Raw genomic sequence first — 16,305 nt, 5'->3', positions numbered from 1 at the left:
GAGATCAAACCTCGCTGGGGCTTTCGTTGCGAAACGCACTCGGGCTCTTGCCGGTCCAGCGCCTGAAAGCCCGGCGAAAGCTGCGCACGTCGCTGTAGCCGACTTCCTCGGTGATGCGTTCGATGGACATGTCCGGGTTGGCCAGCAGGCTCATGGTGCGGGCCTGGCGCACTTGTTCCAGCAGCGTTTCGAACGTCAGCGCATGTTCGGTGAGACGGCGGCGCAAGGTGCGACTGCTCATATTCAGGTCGCCGGCGATTTTCTCGATGTGGCTGCCCTCGGTCAGGTCCCGGGCAATCGCCCGTTCCACCGCCTGGATCAGATCCACTTTCTGGTGCACCTGCGCGGCTTCCAGTTCGAGCAGTTTCACGGCCTGACGCAGGGCCAGGGAATGGTGATTGGGCAAGTGAACGCCCAGCCAATGCGCATCGATCACCATGCGGTTTTGCAGGCAACCGAAACGCACGTCCGGCCCCAGCAGGCGCGAATATTCGCCGAGATAGTCCGGCGCGGCATGCACGAACTCAACGACCGTCGGCTTGAAATCCGCCCCGACCAGCGCCCGACCGTACACCAGCAGGCTGGCGAAAAACTCCTCGACCGCGAACAACTGCACGTCGGCGAACGGTAAGCGGCATTCAACGTCGATAAACACCCGATCCCCCGCCTCCTCCACACTCGACACGACAATGCCGCCTGAGGTGTGTTGATGGCGAATGCCCAGTTCGAAGGCATCGCGCAGGGTCTTGCACAGCGACAACACATGCCCCAACAGCCCCAGCGTGCCGAGCACATTCTGCGCGCCGACCCACAAGCCCAATCCCTGATTGGGCAAGACCTTGAGCGCCCGTTGAATCATGGCCACGGCCTGGCGATAGGAAATACGCTGCGCCGGATCCTGCAGGTCTTCAAAGGTAAAGCCCAACCCTCGGCACAGGCTCTCGGGGTGGATGCCTTTTTGCTCGGCGACTTCGGCCAGGGTCTGCAGGAGAAACGGCGACACCAGTGCCAGCTCAAAGGTGGGATCGATCACTTTCATTTGCATGGGGTTTTACATTCCGGGTCGAGCTGCATTCTTATTTTTGTAACCAGTTATGTCGAAGGAAATTAGCACAGGGTTCAAAGGCTGTCCGCAGAAGTCCCCCTAAATGGCCGCCAATACCCTGCCTTGCAGGGCGCAGACAGCTTATTTCTATGTTGCGGCCCTCGTATGGATGCCGGACAGCCCGCTAACAATAATAACGAGAACACCCATGATCCCGACCCGCACGACAATTCCCCTACTGGTCATTGGCCTGGCCGGCGTCTGCGCCCTGCAATCGGCACTGGCCACCGAGGCCGGTGTGGACAACATCGGTCCCGGCACCGACGGCTACTTCATGTTGCCGCTTTCGCCCGACAGCCTTCCGGACAACATGGTTGCCTTCAACCTCTACTACAACCACTACAAGGCCACGAAGCTGAACATCAGCTCGTTCGGCGGCAAGGTGCCGAACGTCGAGATCGAATCCACGGCGGTCATCCCTCGTCTGGATTACCTCAGCCCGGTGCGTGTGTTTGGCGGCCGGTTGGCCGGCTACATCGCGCAGCCCTGGCTCAAGCAAGAAGTCTCGGTGTTCGGACTGCCGCAGGACACCCGTGAAGGCATGGGTGACACAACGTTTGCGCCGATCATTCTCTGGGACATGGGCCCGAACCTGACCCTCGGCGCCGCCATTGAAGTCACCGTGCCGACCGGCGAATACAGCGTCGATCGCCTGGCCAACACCAGCAACAACTTCTACACCTACAAACCCTTGTTCTCCTTCACCTGGCTGCCGACGGACAGAACCGAGGTGTCGATGAAGACCACCTACAGTTTCAACGAGAAAAACAAGGACACGGACTACAAGTCGGGGCAGATTTTCCACTTCGATTATTCCGCCAGTTTCAAGATCAGCGACGACCTGATGCTCGGGTTGAACGGCTACTACCTCAAGCAAACCACCGACGACAAACAGTTCGGCCACACCGTGAAGTTCAATGGCCAGGACGTGAACGACGGGGTACGCGGCCAGGTGTTTGCCATTGGCCCGGCACTGCATTGGACCTTTCTCAAATACGCCAGCGCGGAGATTCGCTGGGCCAAGGAGTTTGACGTGGAAAACCGGCCTGAAGGGGAAATGCTTTGGGCCAAGCTCAGTATTCCCTATGCGTTTTGACTGAGCTGACGTCATCGCGGGCAAGCCCGCTCCCACAGGGTGCAGCGTTGTCCTTGTGGGAGCGGGCTTGCCCGCGATGGCGGTGGCACATCCACTGAAAATCCTTCAGGAATACACCGCCCAGCTATCCACAATCTTCCCACCCCGAACCGCCAGCAAATCCCCGAACTGCAACAACACCGACTCCGTCTGGGCAGGCCGCAAGAACACCTGATCCTCAACCGTCAGCCCCACCGCCGCCGACCCATTGACCATTTCCTGATTCGAGCTGCGGCCATACACGCCATTGCTCTGCAACCCCGCTGGCGATTCGAACTCCGCCATCCAGTTACCGCCATAGATGAAATACGTCCCGCGCTGATTGGTGTCCCACCAGGAAAACAGCCTGGACTTGCCATCCAGCGCCGGGATGTTTACAGCCCCGGTGCTTTTCAGCACCGGCGTGGCGATATAAGCGGCCGGCACATGTTCCGCCAGTGACGGCAAATCATAATGAGTGGGCTTGAGCAGCCCCGTCCCCACCGACACTTCGCTGCTGAGCTGTTCGTGTTCATGCATGCGATAGCTCGGGCTGCCGGCCGTATTGAGGGTCAACCCTTCGCGCCACAGACCGGGGTATTGCTGACGGGTGAAATCGACGCAGCGGTTGTAGATCACCATCACCTTGGCGAACAGCTCCTCGGGCGAGCCCAGGATTCCGGGCACGCCCATGCCCACGAACGGGTCGTAGCCCATGTACCCGGCGAATTCCAGGTGCTGCGGGTGTTGGCTGATCAGCGCCAGCATCTGCCCGAGTACGCCAAGGTCGCTGACGCCACCGCGATGCAGCCCGACATCCAGTTCGATGTTCACCCGTATTCGCGTGCCCAGCCCTTGAGCCAGGGCGAGGTATTGCTGCAAGCGTTGCGGCGTATCGAGCAACCATTGCAATTGCTTCGAAGGGTCGAAAGAACCCTTGTGCGATTGATAGAACAACTCGGCCGAACGCACCGGCAGCGGCTTGCCCAGCAGAATGTCGGCCTTGGCAAACTGCACCGCGTCATGATTGAGAAACGGTTGGTGAAACGACATCAGCCGTTGCGTACCGGCGCGCTGGGCGATGTAGGCCAGAAGCCCCGGTGCCGGCAGTGACTTTTCCACCAGGCGCAGGTGCTTGCCGGCGCGCTTGACCGATTGCATCACCACATCGATGTTGTGATCCAGCCGATCAAGGTCGATCAGCATCACCGGTCGCATCGGCCCGTGGTCCTTGAGTTCGCGGTTCAGCGCAAGGAAGTAATCGCTGTACGGCGCGCCTCGGTCACCCGGCCGCAGCCACGCCCCGACACCCACCAACAAGGCGCCGACACCGGCGGTGCCGAGCAAGAAATTGCGGCGATTGACGGCCATCAGCTCACCCCCAGAATGGATGACAAGTGCGCGTTGAGAAATTTGCCGCTGGGGTCGAGCGCCTGCCGCACCTGGATGAATTCCTGCCAGCGCGGGTACAGCGGCTGCAGGTTTTTCGCATTCAGCGTGTGCAACTTGCCCCAGTGCGGCCGGCCGTTGTACTTCCAGAAAATCGGCTCGATGGCGGCGAAGAAGTTGTGATGATCCATCTGGTAATGCTGGTGGACCGAGATCGAACAGCTGTCGCGACCTTCGAACATGCTCAGGGGAATGTCGTCGGCCTTGACGTAACGGTACTCGATCGGAAACCAGGTGCGCAGGTCCTTGTCCTGGACCAGCTTGAGGATCTCGCGCAAACAGGCTGGGCCGTATTCGGCTGGCACGGAGTATTCCATTTCATTGAAACGTACCGTGCGCACGTTGGCATAGATGTCGAACGAGTCACCCACCCGGTCATCGAAACTGGCCAGGTGGCGCAAGTTATTGAGCATCGTGCGACGCAGGTCCGGGAAGTCGCTGGCGTATTTGTCGATCTTCTCGATCAGCGTGACAAACTCGTTGCCGCCCTCCTCATCCGCCGGGACCGGTGGTGTAGCCGGGTCGCCGGTTTCGTTCAGGGCGATCGACAAGGCGTAGTCGGAATGGGTCACCACGAGCATTTCCCAGTGCTGGTTTTCCCGGGTGTTCTTGTCCAGGTCTTCCAGCAGCTCTTCGGTTTTAGCGATCCATTGGCGCTCCCGCAATCGATACGCCGGGCGGTTTTGCAGGCGCACCCTGGTGGCCACGCCCAACGCGCCCAAGGACACCCTCGCGGCACTGAACACTTCAGGATGGCGGCTGGCATCGCAGTCCAGCACGTCGCCGTTGGCGGCCACCAACTGCATGCCGCAGACATGCGCCGAATACGATTGAAAGTGCTTGCCGGTACCGTGGGTCGAGGTCGAGATTGCGCCGGCAAGGGTCTGGTAATCGATATCAGCCATGTTTTGCAGGGCCTGGCCGATGTCTTTGAGCGGTGTGCCCATACGTGACATCGGGGTGCCGGCGGCGAACTCGGCTTGCAACGTTTTCGCATCGTGATCGAGCAAACCCGAGAAATAGCTCAGCGACAGCAAGGTCCCGTCAGTGGGCACCAATGCGCTGAAGGAGTGTGCCGAGCCCACCGGACGAATCCTGCCGGGGGCCTGGCGCACCACTTGCGTCAACTCATCCAGGTTCTTGGGCGCCAACCGCGCAGCCGGCAGGCAACTCTGGCCTCCCGACCAATTGCGCCAGGGAATCAGGCGTGGCGCGCGCAGCAGCTCGGCCAGTGCCGGCGTTGAGCCGAGCGCGGTAAAGGCGCCAATGACGCTCGCCCGTTGCAACAACTGACGCCGTGTCAGGTCCATCGTCATGAATCGCACCCTGCCGTTCTTGTTATTGGATTTGCTGGCCGGACATAAAGGCAATCAGCGCCAGGAACTGTTCTTGCGAACACTGCATGCACATCCCCATCGGCGGCATGCCGTGGTAACCGTTGATCGCGTGATCGAGCAGCGTGTCGGCGCCCTGTAACACCCGTGGTTGCCAGGCCTTGATATCGCCGGTCAGCGGCGCCCCGGCCGCCGGATTGGCATGGCAAAGCTTGCAGCTGTTGTCGTAGACCTGCTCGAGTTCCGCGTCGGCGGGCCTCGCGACACCTGCTTCGCTGCGGGTCGGCGGGTTGTTCGGCTCTTTGCCGCACCCTGCAAGCAACGCCGCAAAGACACAGCCCACCAAGGCCAAACAAAGGCTAGGCTTTTCAGTTAATCGGCTTGCCCGCATGGCTGTCCTCTCAATGGCTGCCCGGCCAGCCGGGTGCACTTTTTTGTTGTGATCAAGGAGAGTCAACATTAAGGCACCCCGCGCAGGCAGGTTGAGGGCATTGGGGGCCAACAAGGGGCGCTTCTGAGGCCATGACGCAAGGCACCGACAAGTCCCCGACATCATGCTGTTCGGCAAAACCCTGAGATGAGTCATGACAAGCGTTGCTGAGGTCTGCTAAAACGATTCATCAGTGCATCAGCCAATCCAGAGGGGTAGCGACATGACCACAGCCAATAATCTGCAGAACCTGTTCCCTAGCCCCGCCGAGATCCCGGAAAAGTACCGCCTTGACGGCCAGACCGAGCAGCGCGAGTACCTGGTCGATGGCCAACTCAGAACCTGGAACGGGCCGCTGGCCCTGGTCCGCAGCCCGGTGTACCTGGCAGGCCCGAATGGCGATGAACAGGTGATCCTCGGCAGCACACCGCTGCTGGATGCCGACACCGCCTTGACCGCCCTCGACGCCGCAGTCCGCGCCTATGACCGTGGCCAGGGCCTGTGGCCGACCATGCGCGTGGCCGAACGCATCCAGCACGTCGAAACCTTCCTCGGGCGCATGCGCGAGCAGCGCGAGGCGGTGGTCAAGTTGCTGATGTGGGAAATCGGCAAGAACCTCAAGGACTCGGAAAAGGAGTTCGACCGCACCTGCGACTACATCGTCGACACCATCAATGCGTTGAAAGAACTCGACCGCCGTTCCAGCCGCTTCGAACTGGAACAGGACACCCTCGGTCAGATCCGTCGCGTGCCGATGGGCGTCGCCCTGTGCATGGGGCCTTACAACTATCCGCTGAACGAAACCTTCACCACCCTGATCCCGGCGCTGATCATGGGCAATACCGTGGTGTTCAAACCGGCCAAACTGGGCGTGCTGCTGATTCGCCCGCTGCTGGAAGCCTTCCGCGACAGCTTCCCGGCCGGGGTGATCAACGTCATCTATGGCAGCGGCCGCGAGACGGTCAGCGCGCTGATGGCCAGCGGCAAGATCGACATCTTTGCCTTCATTGGCACCAACAAGGCCGCCAGCGACCTGAAAAAACTCCATCCCAAACCACACCGCTTGCGCGCGGCGCTCGGCCTGGATGCGAAGAACCCGGGCATCGTCCTGCCGGAAGTGGATCTGGACAATGCGGTCAGTGAAGCGGTGACGGGCTCGCTGTCATTCAATGGCCAGCGCTGCACAGCGTTGAAAATCCTTTTTGTCCACGAAGACGTGGTCGAGTCCTTCATCGACAAATTCAATGCCAGACTTGCCAACCTCAAACCCGGCATGCCCTGGGAAAGCGGCGTAGCCCTGACGCCACTGCCGGAATCGGGCAAGGTCGACTATTTGCATGCACTGGTAGCGGATGCCGAAAGCAAAGGCGCCAAGGTGGTCAACCCCAACGGCGGTGAGGCGCGTGCGTCGTTCTTCTACCCGGCGGTGCTTTACCCGGTCACGCCGCAGATGCGCGTTTATCAGGAAGAACAGTTCGGCCCGGTCATCCCCATCGTGCCATACCGTCATCTGGATACCGTGATCGATTACGTGCTGGAGTCGGACTTCGGCCAGCAATTGAGCATCTTCGGCACCAATCCGGTGGCGGTCGGCCGGCTGGTGGACACCTTTGCCAATCAGGTCGGGCGCATCAACCTCAATGCCCAATGCCAGCGCGGCCCGGACACCTACCCCTTCAACGGTCGCAAGAACTCGGCCGAAGGCACCTTGTCGGTCCATGACGCGCTGCGGGTGTTTTCGATCCGTACCCTGGTGGCCACCAAGTTCCAGGAAACCAACAAGGACCTGATCAGCGAGATCATCAGCGGCCGCAGCTCGAGCTTCCTGACCACCGACTACATCTTCTGAGGAGAGCCAGCCTGAGTACATCCAGAGCCCAACGATTGCCACCGCTGCTGCGCCGACTGCTGCGGCCGTTGCTGGACCCGTATCGGCGCTACCGCCATGCCCGGGTAATCCATGCGGTGCGGGTGTCGCTCGGGCTATTGGCGACGATCCTGTTGACCACCGGCATCCATCTGCCCCACGGTGAGTGGGCGTCGGTGACGATGCTGGTGGTGATCGGCGGCTTGCAGCACCACGGCAACATCGGCAAGAAAGCTGCCGAGCGAGCCATCGGGACCTTGATCGGCGCCGGCGTCGGCCTGGTGTTGGTGGCACAACAGGCCTGGCTCGGGATGCCCTGGCTGACCTATTTCGCGATGTCGGTGGTCTGCGGGTTTTTCTCGTATCACGCCATCGGCAAGGGTGGTTACACGGCGCTGCTGTCGGCGATTACCGTCTTCATCGTCGCGGGGCACGGCGACAATCCGGTCACCGATGGATTGTGGCGCGGGGTGGATATCCTGATCGGCATTGCCCTGGCCCTGGCGTTTTCCTTTGCCCTGCCGCTGTACGCGGTTTATTCCTGGCGCTACAACCTGGCCGATGCGCTGCGTGATTGCGCGAAAGTCTACGGGCGCATCATTGACGGCAAGGCCATCACCGCAGACGAACACCTCAAGCTCATGACTCGCCTGAACGCGGCGATGGTGCAACTTCGCTCACTGATGCCCTCGGTGTCCAAGGAAGTGAAGATTTCCATGACCGAACTCGATGCCATTCAGCGCAACCTGCGCATGTGCGTCAGCACCCTGGAAATCCTCGGCAATACCCGACCGGATGCCAATGACCTCGAGGCGATGTCGCTGATGCAAACGGCATTGAAAGCCGAGCATCGACAGATTCGCGTGCAATTGATCGGCATGGCCCGGGCGTTGAAATCAGGCGCCGCCCAGCGGCTCAATCGCCCCGCGGATGTGCCGCTTGTCAGCCTTGATGCGCCGGTCTACAACACGCTGGACGGGTATCGTTTGCTGACCCAGCAACTGGCCGCCAACGCCGGGGAGATGCGCCAGCGCTTGGCCAAGAGCACGCCGCGCTGGAACATCTGACGCCCCTGGTTGACACTCAAGGCGTCACCGTGCGCCGAAACTTCAGCGTCCAGCCTTGTTGCATGCCGGCAGCGGCCAACAGAATCGCCGCGACTCCAATCCATTGCAGTGGCTCCAGGCGATGACCGAAGGCAAACCAGTCGACGAAAATCGCCGCGATCGGGTAGATGAAGGACAGCGCGCCCGTCAACGCCGTCGGCAGCTTTTGAATCGCGCCGTACAACAACACATACATCACGCCGGTGTGCACCATGCCCAGCGTCACCAGGCTGGCCCACGCGCTTGGCGCCTGGGGCAATACGGAAAGATTCGCGAAGGGCGCGAGCAACAGCACGCCTGTGCTGACCTGGATCAGCGCGATCAAATGCGGTGGGGTTCCAGTCAGGCGCTTGATGATCAACGCGGCAATTGCGTAGAGAAACGCCGCGCCCAACGCCAAGGCAACACCCGTCAGGTAATCGCTGCCGCTTTCGCCCTGGCTGCCGTGGGCACTGACAATCGCCAGCATCCCGAGAAACGAAACGCCCAGCCAGGTCAGCTTCTGCGCGGTGATCTTTTCATTGAGAAACAGCGCCGCCAGCCCTACCAGCATGAACGGCTGGACGTTATAGACAGCAGTGCCGATGGCAATCGACGCCCGGGAATAGGACGCGAACAACAGCACCCAGTTGCCGACGATCGCCACACCGCTGAGCACTGCGAGCAGGAACGTGGTGCGGGTCAGAATGCCGGGGCGCAGAAAGCCGAAAGCCGCGCAAATGAGCAGCAAGGTGCCAGCACCGAACAGGCAGCGCCAGAACACCACATCCAGCACCGGCTGCCCGGACACCAGCACGAACCAGCCTATGGTGCCGGAGATCAGCATGGCGGCCGTCATTTCGAACGAACCGCGGCGTAGGGTTTTGTCCATCATCAGACTCCTGTGTTTGTGGCCAAAGTATGCCAATGCACCCAGGGGCTACTCCAGAGCAAAAAGCAGGCTAAACTCGGAATCTGCCTTTTTTATCAAGGCATTTTTGAAAAAATGCCTAATGGAGGGTTTCGCCATGACCGATGACATCGACCAGCTGCTGATCACGGCGCTGATGGAGGACTCGCGACGTTCGCTCAAGGCCCTGGCGCAAATCAGCGGCCTGTCTTCCCCCAGTGTTGCCGAGCGTCTGCGCCGCCTGGAAGAGCGAGGCGTACTCAAGGGCTATACCGTTGAAATCGACCCGAAATGCTTCGGCTATCAACTGCAGGCCATCGTGCGTATTCGCCCGTTGCCGGGGCAATTACAGGAAGTGGAGCGGCAAATCATGGCCATTCCCGAATTCACCGAGTGCGACAAGGTCACCGGCGACGACTGTTTCATCGCGCGCCTGCATGTGCGCTCGATGGAACAACTGGACACCCTGCTCGACCGACTCAACACCCACGCTGAAACCAATACGGCGATCGTCAAGAAAACCCCGGTCAAACGCCGGTTACCGCCCATGGCGTGAGTGATATTTGTTTCAGACTGAAGTAGATTGAGGGTTTCCGGCGAAGGATTGACGGCATGAAAACTCAGGCAATGCTACTGGTGGCTACGATACTGGCGGGTTGCGGCACGATTCAGACGGTTGTGCGCAGTGACGAAGTGGCCTCGAAAAGTCTCAAGGAACAAAAGAGTTACTGCGGCGCGGTACCGCGAATCTACAGCGGCGTGACCTATGACTTCTGCTACCTGAACGCGCCCCTCGAAGACGGCCGGGATGCGCAGGTACATGGTCCCGCCCCCGCTATCGTGCTGCTCGACGTGGTCGTGTCCGGGGCGATGGACACACTGCTGCTGCCCTACACAATCTACCGCCAGCAAGCCGACGGCAGCATCGTCATTACAGAGTAATCCTGGATTGGTAGTAATAAAAAACCCGCCTGAGCGGGTTTTTTAGTTCAAGGCCGAGGATCAGTCATCGCGGCTCATGATGCCGAACAGCTGCAACAGGCTGACGAACAGGTTGTAGATCGATACATACAGGCTGATGGTGGCCATGATGTAGTTACGCTCGCCGCCATGAATGATGGCGCTGGTCTGGAACAGAATGCAGACCGAGGAGAACAGCACGAAACCTGCGCTGATCGCCAGTTGCAGGCCGCTGATCTGGAAGAACAGGCTCGCCAGCGTCGCACCCAGCAGCACGAAGAAGCCTGCCGTGATGAAACCGCCGAGGAAGCTCATGTCCTTGCGGGTAATCAGCACATACGCCGACAGACCGCCGAACACCAGCGCCGTCATCGCGAAAGCCGAGCTGACCACTTCAGCGCCGCCCTGCATACCCAGGTAACGGTTGAGGATCGGGCCAAGCAGGAAACCCATGAAACCGGTCAGGGCAAATGCCGACACCAGGCCCCAGGCCGAATCACGGAGTTTGTTGGTGAGGAAGAAAAGACCGTAGAAGCCGATCAGCACCACGAAAATGTTCGGGTAGCCAACATGCATCTGCTGGGCAACGTAGGCTGTCACACCGCTGAAAGCCAGGGTCAGGGCGAGCAAGCCGTATGTGTTGCGCAGGACGCGGCTAACCTCTAGCTGCTCAGCCTGCACGCTGTTATTAACTGCGTAATCCTGTTCGCGCATGGCGACACTCCTGTTGGTTTGAAACGTTCAGTCGCAAAGATCATAACAGACGCTCTGTAACAAGCTATGCAGAGAGTTTGACAGTGTGTTTCATTCAGGTATTATGGCGCCCGCAACGCAAACGGAGGTGTGGCCGAGTGGTTTAAGGCAACGGTCTTGAAAACCGTCGACTGTAACAGGTCCATGAGTTCGAATCCCATCGCCTCCGCCATATTTGTACCGACAAAGCCCTGATTTTTCAGGGCTTTGTCGTTTCTGGGGTTTGAGCTGTGAACCTCGGCGTGCGAGGTGTTCCATAACTATTATGGACGTGTTCCAGAACTCACCACGTTTTTACTCCCTCCCCCAGCGTATTTGCTGACTGAAATCAGGGACATGGTTTTCCGGTTACCTTGGTGACTAACCCCCCAACCATGTCTCGCGCCAACCTGTCTCTCCCCCCTGTAAAATTGAGAACTCGCGTCTCCTGCCAAACTTTCTTCGTCTCCACATCCCGGCACACCGCTGAAACGGACTCAAAAAAATTGTCCACATCAACATTGACCTCAACGAGACCAATCACATTTTTGTTGTACAACGCGAGGTTTCTGGCAGCGAAAAGAGAAAGGTCAGGCGCAATCGCATTTGCACTCAGGACGCTCGCGACATCTTTTGCTGCCCAAGGGAAACCCGGTGTAGCGATTACGATGACCGTACCTGGTGGATACTGATTTGTCGGACCTGAGGGAATAATTGCCACCTGGGGATCCCTAACAAGCGCCTGCTCAGGCTGCGAGGCACAACCACCTATTGCAAGTAACGCGATTATTAACACTGCAGCCTTTTCCATGATCCACTCCAATTCAGACGGAGCCAAAGTGCCATCAGCTGCGATCGCTGCCTATGAGTTGTCATTTAGCCCTGAAAAATATGAGCGGGTCGGTCGCATTGATGGAAGGCTACTTCTGGCTCAGTTCTGTTGGTCACTCGGGTAGCCTGCCGATTATCTGCAGAGACCTAAGCGCACTAGCACCCCATATTGGGGACACAAATCACCTACGTTATTGTTTTAAAAGGAATAACATCGCAATCTAGGGTGGCAAAGAATCCGCTTGTTTGTGATTTCGCAAACGGTAATCCGCGGCTTCCAGCGGAGGTTTTGCGCACAATCTGCCTCTCACCCTGCAACTTTTTGCCCCTTCCCCTACCCACCCCGATCAGCACCAGCTGCTACGCTGAAATCTCCACGGAGGTTTCGCGATACCAAACTCAGATCTACTCCCTTCCCTGCTGTCCAAGCTCAACGAAAATCAACTCGCCTTGGAAGCCTCCATCATGGAGCTCACGAATTGGGTCGAGCAGCAGGGAGTTGCAGTTGTCACCGATAACGTACGCGGCGCCCTGAATACGATCGATAAAAATGAAGAATTCATCAAGATGACGCTCGCAGTGATGATGACACCGGAGTGACTGATTCTTTTTCGGCTCATTGCGACAGGCAACAGTCGGCCAAAAGAGCCCCCCCCCCTCACTACGGTGCACAAAGTCTGACTGATAAACCGGGGGCACCCTAGGATTTTGGGGGGTAAAAAAGTAGGTTCTCAAGAATGCGTATTAATGAGCTATACCCAATAGTTCTCCCCATGCACTTCTTCCATTACTGGAGATTGGCAATGAAATCCTGCATTCCTCTAGCAGTGCTATTGTTCACCGCAAGTCTCGTAGGCTGCACCAATTCATCAAACCACTCGATAAACCTTACGTTGGCACCGACCCATGAGAATCTCGGGAAGATTGCCAATACCACGTTGACGAGCGTGGGCGATCAAACCAACTTTGACTTCTATATCTCCGGCGTTCCCAACGGAACCATCCTGCCCCCGCGCATATACACGTTCATCAACAAAGGCAGCTGCCAGCAACCTGGGCCAGTCGCCTACGCAATGAACGATAAGGTCAACACCGAACCCAATGCAGGCACCGGTGGATGGACCTTTTACAGGAGCGCGCCGATAACCCTGCCAGACCTGCTTTCCGGCAAATACTCGGTTGTCGTGCGCACTTCACCCGAGGATGGCAGCGCCGATATTTTCTGCGGCGATATTGCACACGCGACTCGATGAACCACCCGTAGTCATTTTGAGTCAAGTCGCGTCGTATATAGCGATTGTGTTTAGCGTATTCAAGTGGGTGTTTATTCGGTTGTAATCCTGGTGTTACATACACCGGTAAAACACTGCAATCGCTCCGTCCACTTGCCAAATAGGCACTAGACTCCTTCCTGCGCCTTAATCCGTGCACGGTCATGCAACAGGGGGGGGGAAATGATTCTGTACGCAGTACCTAGGCTAATTGCTCGGTGGTCAATGCACCAAGGGTCAACATTGATGTGCACTCATCACCCGGTTGCCAGCACCATGAAACAACGAGGAATCCTGATATGGAACAGCTATCGGATCGTTTCAAACTATCTATAGTGTTTGCTGCGCTTTTGTCATTGAACGGAGTAGCCCACGCGGCTCAAACGGAAAAGACCAATATTCTGTTTATCGTGTCCGACGATACCGGCTATGGCGACTTGGGCCCTTACGGCGGTGGGGTCGGTCGAGGCATGCCGACGCCCAGCATCGATGAGCTGGCGGCAGAAGGGGTCACTTTTTACTCGTTTTATGCCCAGCCCAGTTGCACACCTGGTCGAGCGGCCATGCAAACCGGGCGTATTCCCAATCGTAGTGGCATGACCACCGTGGCCTTCCAGGGCCAGGGCGGCGGCTTGCCTGCAGCCGAGTGGACATTGGCCTCAGTGTTGAAAACAGGCGGCTATGACACCTACTTCACCGGGAAATGGCATTTGGGCGAAGCCGATTATGCGCTGCCCAATGCGCAAGGTTATGACGTGATGAAATACGTCGGCCTGTACCATCTCAACGCCTACACCTACGCCGACCCGACCTGGTTCCCGGACATGGACCCGGAAACCCGCGCAATGTTTCAACGGGTGACCAAGGGCGCATTATCCGGCAAGGCGGGTGAAAAACCGGTCGAAGAATTCAAGGTCAATGGCCAGTACGTGGACACGCCTGTTGTAGATGGCAAACCCGGCGTGGTCGGCATTCCGTTCTTTGACAACTACGTCGAAAAAGCCGCCCTGGAGTTTCTCGACACGGCAGCCAAATCGGACAAGCCGTTTTTCATCAACGTCAACTTCATGAAGGTCCACCAGCCGAACATGCCGGCCCCGGAGTTCGTTCATAAGTCCATGTCCAAGTCCAAGTATGCCGACTCTGTCGTCGAACTCGATACCCACATCGGCCGCATCATGGACAAGCTCAAGGCGCTCGGGCTGGATAAGAACACTCTGGTGGTTTACACCACTGACAACGGAGCCTGGCAGGATGTTTACCCGGATGCTGGCTACACGCCGTTCCGGGGAACCAAAGGTACCGTGCGTGAGGGGGGTAACCGGGTACCGGCCATTGCCGTCTGGCCAGACAAGATCAAGCCGGACACAAAAAATCACGAGATGCTCGGTGGCCTGGATTTGATGGCGACCTTCGCCTCTGTGGCTGGCGTGAAGCTGCCGGAGAAAGACCGCGAGGGGCAGCCGATCATCTTCGACAGTTACGACATGACTCCAGTGCTCACCGGCAATGGCCCGTCTCCACGTAAGGAGTGGTTCTACTTTACCGAGAACGAATTATCCCCGGGTGCGGCCCGAGTTGGAAACTACAAAGCCGTGTTCAACCTGCGCGGCGATGATGGTGCACAAACCGGCGGCCTGGCTGTCGACTCCAACCTGGGATGGAAAGGCGCAGAAAAATATGTGGCCACCGTGCCGCAAGTCTTTGACTTGTGGCAAGACCCGCAGGAACGTTATGACCTCTTCATGAACAACTTTACCGAGCGTACCTGGACGATGGTGCCGATCACGGGCGCAATCATCAAGCTGATGAAAACCTACGTGGATTACCCACCACGCAAACTGCAAAGCATGGGTTATGACGGGCCGATCGAACTATCGCAATACCAGAAATTCCAGTACGTGCGTGACGTCCTGAAAAAAGAAGGTATCAACCTGCCGATGCCAGCGGGTAACTGATCAAACAGGCGAAGCATGGCGACCTCATCAGGGGTCGCCACTTCGCCGTTTTGACGTTTGCGAGCAGCCACCATTCGTGATGCCTGCAGATGCTTCAGCGGGGCTGGAATCACTTAGGAAACAACAGCGTATACGCCACCCGAAATCCCCAGCCTTGCGCGCCATCTTTCGGGCTATCAGCCCAATACCGCGGGCCAACTTGCAAGCTCATGGGTTGATGACCCACTTTGAACAGCTGGGTGACGAACAGGTTGATCGGCACCGACCATTCGCGGGTCTGCCAGTCGTAGGTTGATTCGGTGTTGATGCCGAAGGTTGTATAGGTATGGGTGGTGTAGCTGAAGAACGGTTGCAGAAAGGTCTGGTTGATTTTGTCTTTGTCGTCAGGCGGGCTGTTGTCCAGCGACCAAATGTGATTGGCCAGAATACCGCGGGTCCAGCCGTTACTTTGTTTGAGGGCAACCACTGTAGGCCCGGCCCCCCATTGTTCACCGCTCAATAGCTCATCACTGCCGGTTGGCACCAGGATTACCGGTCCAGCCCCCCAAATCCAACCGCTCGCGGTCGGGTGTTTGGGTGAAAAAAAGAAGCTCTGGGTCACATCACCGACCCCGGACTTGTCCGCCTGCCCACCCGGTACCAAACCGTGTTGATCGATGACTGGCAGGATGGTTCGGGAAATAAGGTTCCACTCGTCATTGAGGGTGAAGGGCAGCACCGGCTGGATATTGGTGACGCTTTGGTAGCCCTCGCCACTGGGGCCGAGTTTCTGGTTCCAGTTGTACTGAATCGGCACGCTGTAGAGCGCAGCAACCGGATTCAGTGATTGTTTGGCCAACTCGGCCTGGCTGTCGGCAGTTCGGCCGATGTTAGGCCAAATAATTGCCAGGGTCATGACAAGCATAAGGTGAAAGACTTTGCTCATCAGTAGCTCCTTCTCGAAGTTGAGAATGTGCACTACCACTTTGGTGGGACCGCCTCGATTCGAAGCGGCCCCCGAGAGCTTAGTTCAGGTTTTCTTGACTAGTATCAATTCGACTAGAGAGGGCGCGTGGGGAGCCTGTTGTTGACTCCAGACAAGTGTGCGTCCGCTACGTTAATTCGAAAATGGATAGTACCGAGGTTAACCATGCTAACCAGAACCACTGGCCTACCTGCCTTTACACTCCTCGCACTGTGCTACCAGCAAGCCTGGGCCGGCGGCATCATGCTCTATGAAATCGGCACCGATAACGCCGGCCTGGCCAACGCCGGTGCCG

16 protein-coding genes, 1 tRNA gene and 1 pseudogene are annotated in these 16,305 nt (G+C 58.1%); 10 read left to right on the top strand and 8 right to left on the bottom strand.

Going from position 1 to position 16,305, the window contains the following annotated elements; genetic code table 11:
- Window positions 1-4 precede the first annotated feature (4 nt).
- Window positions 5-1,045, bottom strand: coding sequence for an AraC family transcriptional regulator (locus tag AC3WTM_RS25830; RefSeq protein ID WP_102671316.1), 1,041 nt, complete (start codon window positions 1,043-1,045; stop codon window positions 5-7).
- A gap of 208 nt (window positions 1,046-1,253) precedes the next feature.
- Here AC3WTM_RS25830 and AC3WTM_RS25825 point away from each other — a divergent pair, with 208 nt between their 5' ends.
- Window positions 1,254-2,201, top strand: a complete 948-nt coding sequence (locus AC3WTM_RS25825) for a SphA family protein (protein WP_102671315.1) — start codon at window positions 1,254-1,256, stop codon at window positions 2,199-2,201.
- Between the two features lie 105 nt (window positions 2,202-2,306).
- Here AC3WTM_RS25825 and AC3WTM_RS25820 read toward each other — a convergent pair whose 3' ends face one another.
- The 3 genes from AC3WTM_RS25820 to AC3WTM_RS25810 form a co-directional block, all read right to left on the bottom strand.
- Window positions 2,307-3,515, bottom strand: a complete 1,209-nt coding sequence (locus AC3WTM_RS25820; RefSeq protein WP_173677949.1) for a DSD1 family PLP-dependent enzyme — start codon at window positions 3,513-3,515, stop codon at window positions 2,307-2,309.
- Window positions 3,516-3,589: 74 nt separating this feature from the next.
- Window positions 3,590-4,984 (bottom strand): D-arabinono-1,4-lactone oxidase, encoded by a 1,395-nt coding sequence (locus AC3WTM_RS25815; RefSeq protein WP_102671313.1) that lies wholly within the window; start codon window positions 4,982-4,984, stop codon window positions 3,590-3,592.
- A gap of 22 nt (window positions 4,985-5,006) precedes the next feature.
- Entirely contained in the window at window positions 5,007-5,393 is a 387-nt protein-coding gene (locus AC3WTM_RS25810) for a c-type cytochrome (protein WP_256586093.1), read from the bottom strand.
- 262 nt (window positions 5,394-5,655) lie between these two features.
- Here AC3WTM_RS25810 and AC3WTM_RS25805 point away from each other — a divergent pair, with 262 nt between their 5' ends.
- A complete protein-coding gene (locus AC3WTM_RS25805) occupies window positions 5,656-7,281 on the top strand; it encodes an NADP-dependent glyceraldehyde-3-phosphate dehydrogenase (protein ID WP_102671312.1) in 1,626 nt (541 codons plus the stop codon).
- 35 nt (window positions 7,282-7,316) lie between these two features.
- The gene (locus AC3WTM_RS25800) at window positions 7,317-8,366 is read left to right on the top strand and encodes an FUSC family protein (RefSeq protein WP_256586092.1); all 1,050 of its coding nucleotides are present in this window, start codon (window positions 7,317-7,319) and stop codon (window positions 8,364-8,366) included.
- A 16-nt stretch (window positions 8,367-8,382) separates the two neighbouring features.
- Here AC3WTM_RS25800 and AC3WTM_RS25795 read toward each other — a convergent pair whose 3' ends face one another.
- Window positions 8,383-9,276, bottom strand: a complete 894-nt coding sequence (locus AC3WTM_RS25795; protein ID WP_102671311.1) for a DMT family transporter — start codon at window positions 9,274-9,276, stop codon at window positions 8,383-8,385.
- Between the two features lie 136 nt (window positions 9,277-9,412).
- On the opposite strand from AC3WTM_RS25795, the gene AC3WTM_RS25790 reads away from it, so the two are divergent.
- Together AC3WTM_RS25790 and AC3WTM_RS25785 are read left to right on the top strand one after the other, a co-directional pair.
- Window positions 9,413-9,850: an Lrp/AsnC family transcriptional regulator gene (locus AC3WTM_RS25790; RefSeq protein ID WP_046038550.1), complete on the top strand. Its 438-nt coding sequence runs from the start codon at window positions 9,413-9,415 to the stop codon at window positions 9,848-9,850.
- Window positions 9,851-9,906: 56 nt separating this feature from the next.
- Window positions 9,907-10,236: a YceK/YidQ family lipoprotein gene (locus AC3WTM_RS25785; protein WP_102671310.1), complete on the top strand. Its 330-nt coding sequence runs from the start codon at window positions 9,907-9,909 to the stop codon at window positions 10,234-10,236.
- Between the two features lie 60 nt (window positions 10,237-10,296).
- Here the strand turns inward: AC3WTM_RS25785 and AC3WTM_RS25780 are convergent, their stop codons facing one another.
- Complete coding sequence (locus tag AC3WTM_RS25780; protein WP_057714309.1) at window positions 10,297-10,968, bottom strand: Bax inhibitor-1/YccA family protein; 672 nt, start codon at window positions 10,966-10,968, stop codon at window positions 10,297-10,299.
- A gap of 123 nt (window positions 10,969-11,091) precedes the next feature.
- Between AC3WTM_RS25780 and AC3WTM_RS25775 the strand changes: the two genes are divergently transcribed.
- A tRNA-Ser gene (locus AC3WTM_RS25775) sits at window positions 11,092-11,179 on the top strand.
- Window positions 11,180-11,335: 156 nt separating this feature from the next.
- On the opposite strand, the gene AC3WTM_RS25770 is transcribed toward AC3WTM_RS25775, so the two are convergent.
- Window positions 11,336-11,797: a hypothetical protein gene (locus tag AC3WTM_RS25770; protein ID WP_102671309.1), complete on the bottom strand. Its 462-nt coding sequence runs from the start codon at window positions 11,795-11,797 to the stop codon at window positions 11,336-11,338.
- 410 nt (window positions 11,798-12,207) lie between these two features.
- On the opposite strand from AC3WTM_RS25770, the gene AC3WTM_RS25765 reads away from it, so the two are divergent.
- The 3 genes from AC3WTM_RS25765 (at window position 12,208) to AC3WTM_RS25755 (ending at window position 15,046) form a co-directional block, all read left to right on the top strand.
- The gene (locus tag AC3WTM_RS25765) at window positions 12,208-12,417 is read left to right on the top strand and encodes a hypothetical protein (protein ID WP_102671308.1); all 210 of its coding nucleotides are present in this window, start codon (window positions 12,208-12,210) and stop codon (window positions 12,415-12,417) included.
- 203 nt (window positions 12,418-12,620) lie between these two features.
- Window positions 12,621-13,070, top strand: coding sequence for a hypothetical protein (locus AC3WTM_RS25760; protein ID WP_102671307.1), 450 nt, complete (start codon window positions 12,621-12,623; stop codon window positions 13,068-13,070).
- Window positions 13,071-13,387: 317 nt separating this feature from the next.
- Window positions 13,388-15,046: an arylsulfatase gene (locus tag AC3WTM_RS25755; protein WP_102671306.1), complete on the top strand. Its 1,659-nt coding sequence runs from the start codon at window positions 13,388-13,390 to the stop codon at window positions 15,044-15,046.
- Between the two features lie 109 nt (window positions 15,047-15,155).
- On the opposite strand, the gene AC3WTM_RS25750 is transcribed toward AC3WTM_RS25755, so the two are convergent.
- Entirely contained in the window at window positions 15,156-15,950 is a 795-nt protein-coding gene (locus AC3WTM_RS25750) for a transporter (protein ID WP_371918597.1), read from the bottom strand.
- Window positions 15,951-16,175: 225 nt separating this feature from the next.
- Here AC3WTM_RS25750 and AC3WTM_RS25745 point away from each other — a divergent pair.
- Window positions 16,176-16,305, top strand: a pseudogene (locus AC3WTM_RS25745) (transporter); the annotation flags it as partial.

Source organism: Pseudomonas sp. EU05-FHT14B02 (assembly GCF_058791055.1).
This window is presented reverse-complemented; position numbering and strand designations above follow the sequence as displayed.

Excerpts from the sequence above, each read along its gene's own strand:
- AC3WTM_RS25815 (WP_102671313.1), bottom strand. The coding sequence starts at position 4,984 with ATGACGATGGACCTGACACGGCGTCAGTTGTTGCAACGGGCGAGCGTC.
- AC3WTM_RS25825 (WP_102671315.1), top strand. The coding sequence starts at position 1,254 with ATGATCCCGACCCGCACGACAATTCCCCTACTGGTCATTGGCCTGGCC.
- AC3WTM_RS25830 (WP_102671316.1), bottom strand. The coding sequence starts at position 1,045 with ATGCAAATGAAAGTGATCGATCCCACCTTTGAGCTGGCACTGGTGTCG.
- AC3WTM_RS25760 (WP_102671307.1), top strand. The coding sequence starts at position 12,621 with ATGAAATCCTGCATTCCTCTAGCAGTGCTATTGTTCACCGCAAGTCTC.
- AC3WTM_RS25795 (WP_102671311.1), bottom strand. The coding sequence starts at position 9,276 with ATGGACAAAACCCTACGCCGCGGTTCGTTCGAAATGACGGCCGCCATG.
- AC3WTM_RS25785 (WP_102671310.1), top strand. The coding sequence starts at position 9,907 with ATGAAAACTCAGGCAATGCTACTGGTGGCTACGATACTGGCGGGTTGC.
- AC3WTM_RS25750 (WP_371918597.1), bottom strand. The coding sequence starts at position 15,950 with ATGCTTGTCATGACCCTGGCAATTATTTGGCCTAACATCGGCCGAACT.
- AC3WTM_RS25810 (WP_256586093.1), bottom strand. The coding sequence starts at position 5,393 with ATGCGGGCAAGCCGATTAACTGAAAAGCCTAGCCTTTGTTTGGCCTTG.
- AC3WTM_RS25755 (WP_102671306.1), top strand. The coding sequence starts at position 13,388 with ATGGAACAGCTATCGGATCGTTTCAAACTATCTATAGTGTTTGCTGCG.
- AC3WTM_RS25790 (WP_046038550.1), top strand. The coding sequence starts at position 9,413 with ATGACCGATGACATCGACCAGCTGCTGATCACGGCGCTGATGGAGGAC.
- AC3WTM_RS25780 (WP_057714309.1), bottom strand. The coding sequence starts at position 10,968 with ATGCGCGAACAGGATTACGCAGTTAATAACAGCGTGCAGGCTGAGCAG.
- AC3WTM_RS25770 (WP_102671309.1), bottom strand. The coding sequence starts at position 11,797 with ATGGAAAAGGCTGCAGTGTTAATAATCGCGTTACTTGCAATAGGTGGT.
- AC3WTM_RS25805 (WP_102671312.1), top strand. The coding sequence starts at position 5,656 with ATGACCACAGCCAATAATCTGCAGAACCTGTTCCCTAGCCCCGCCGAG.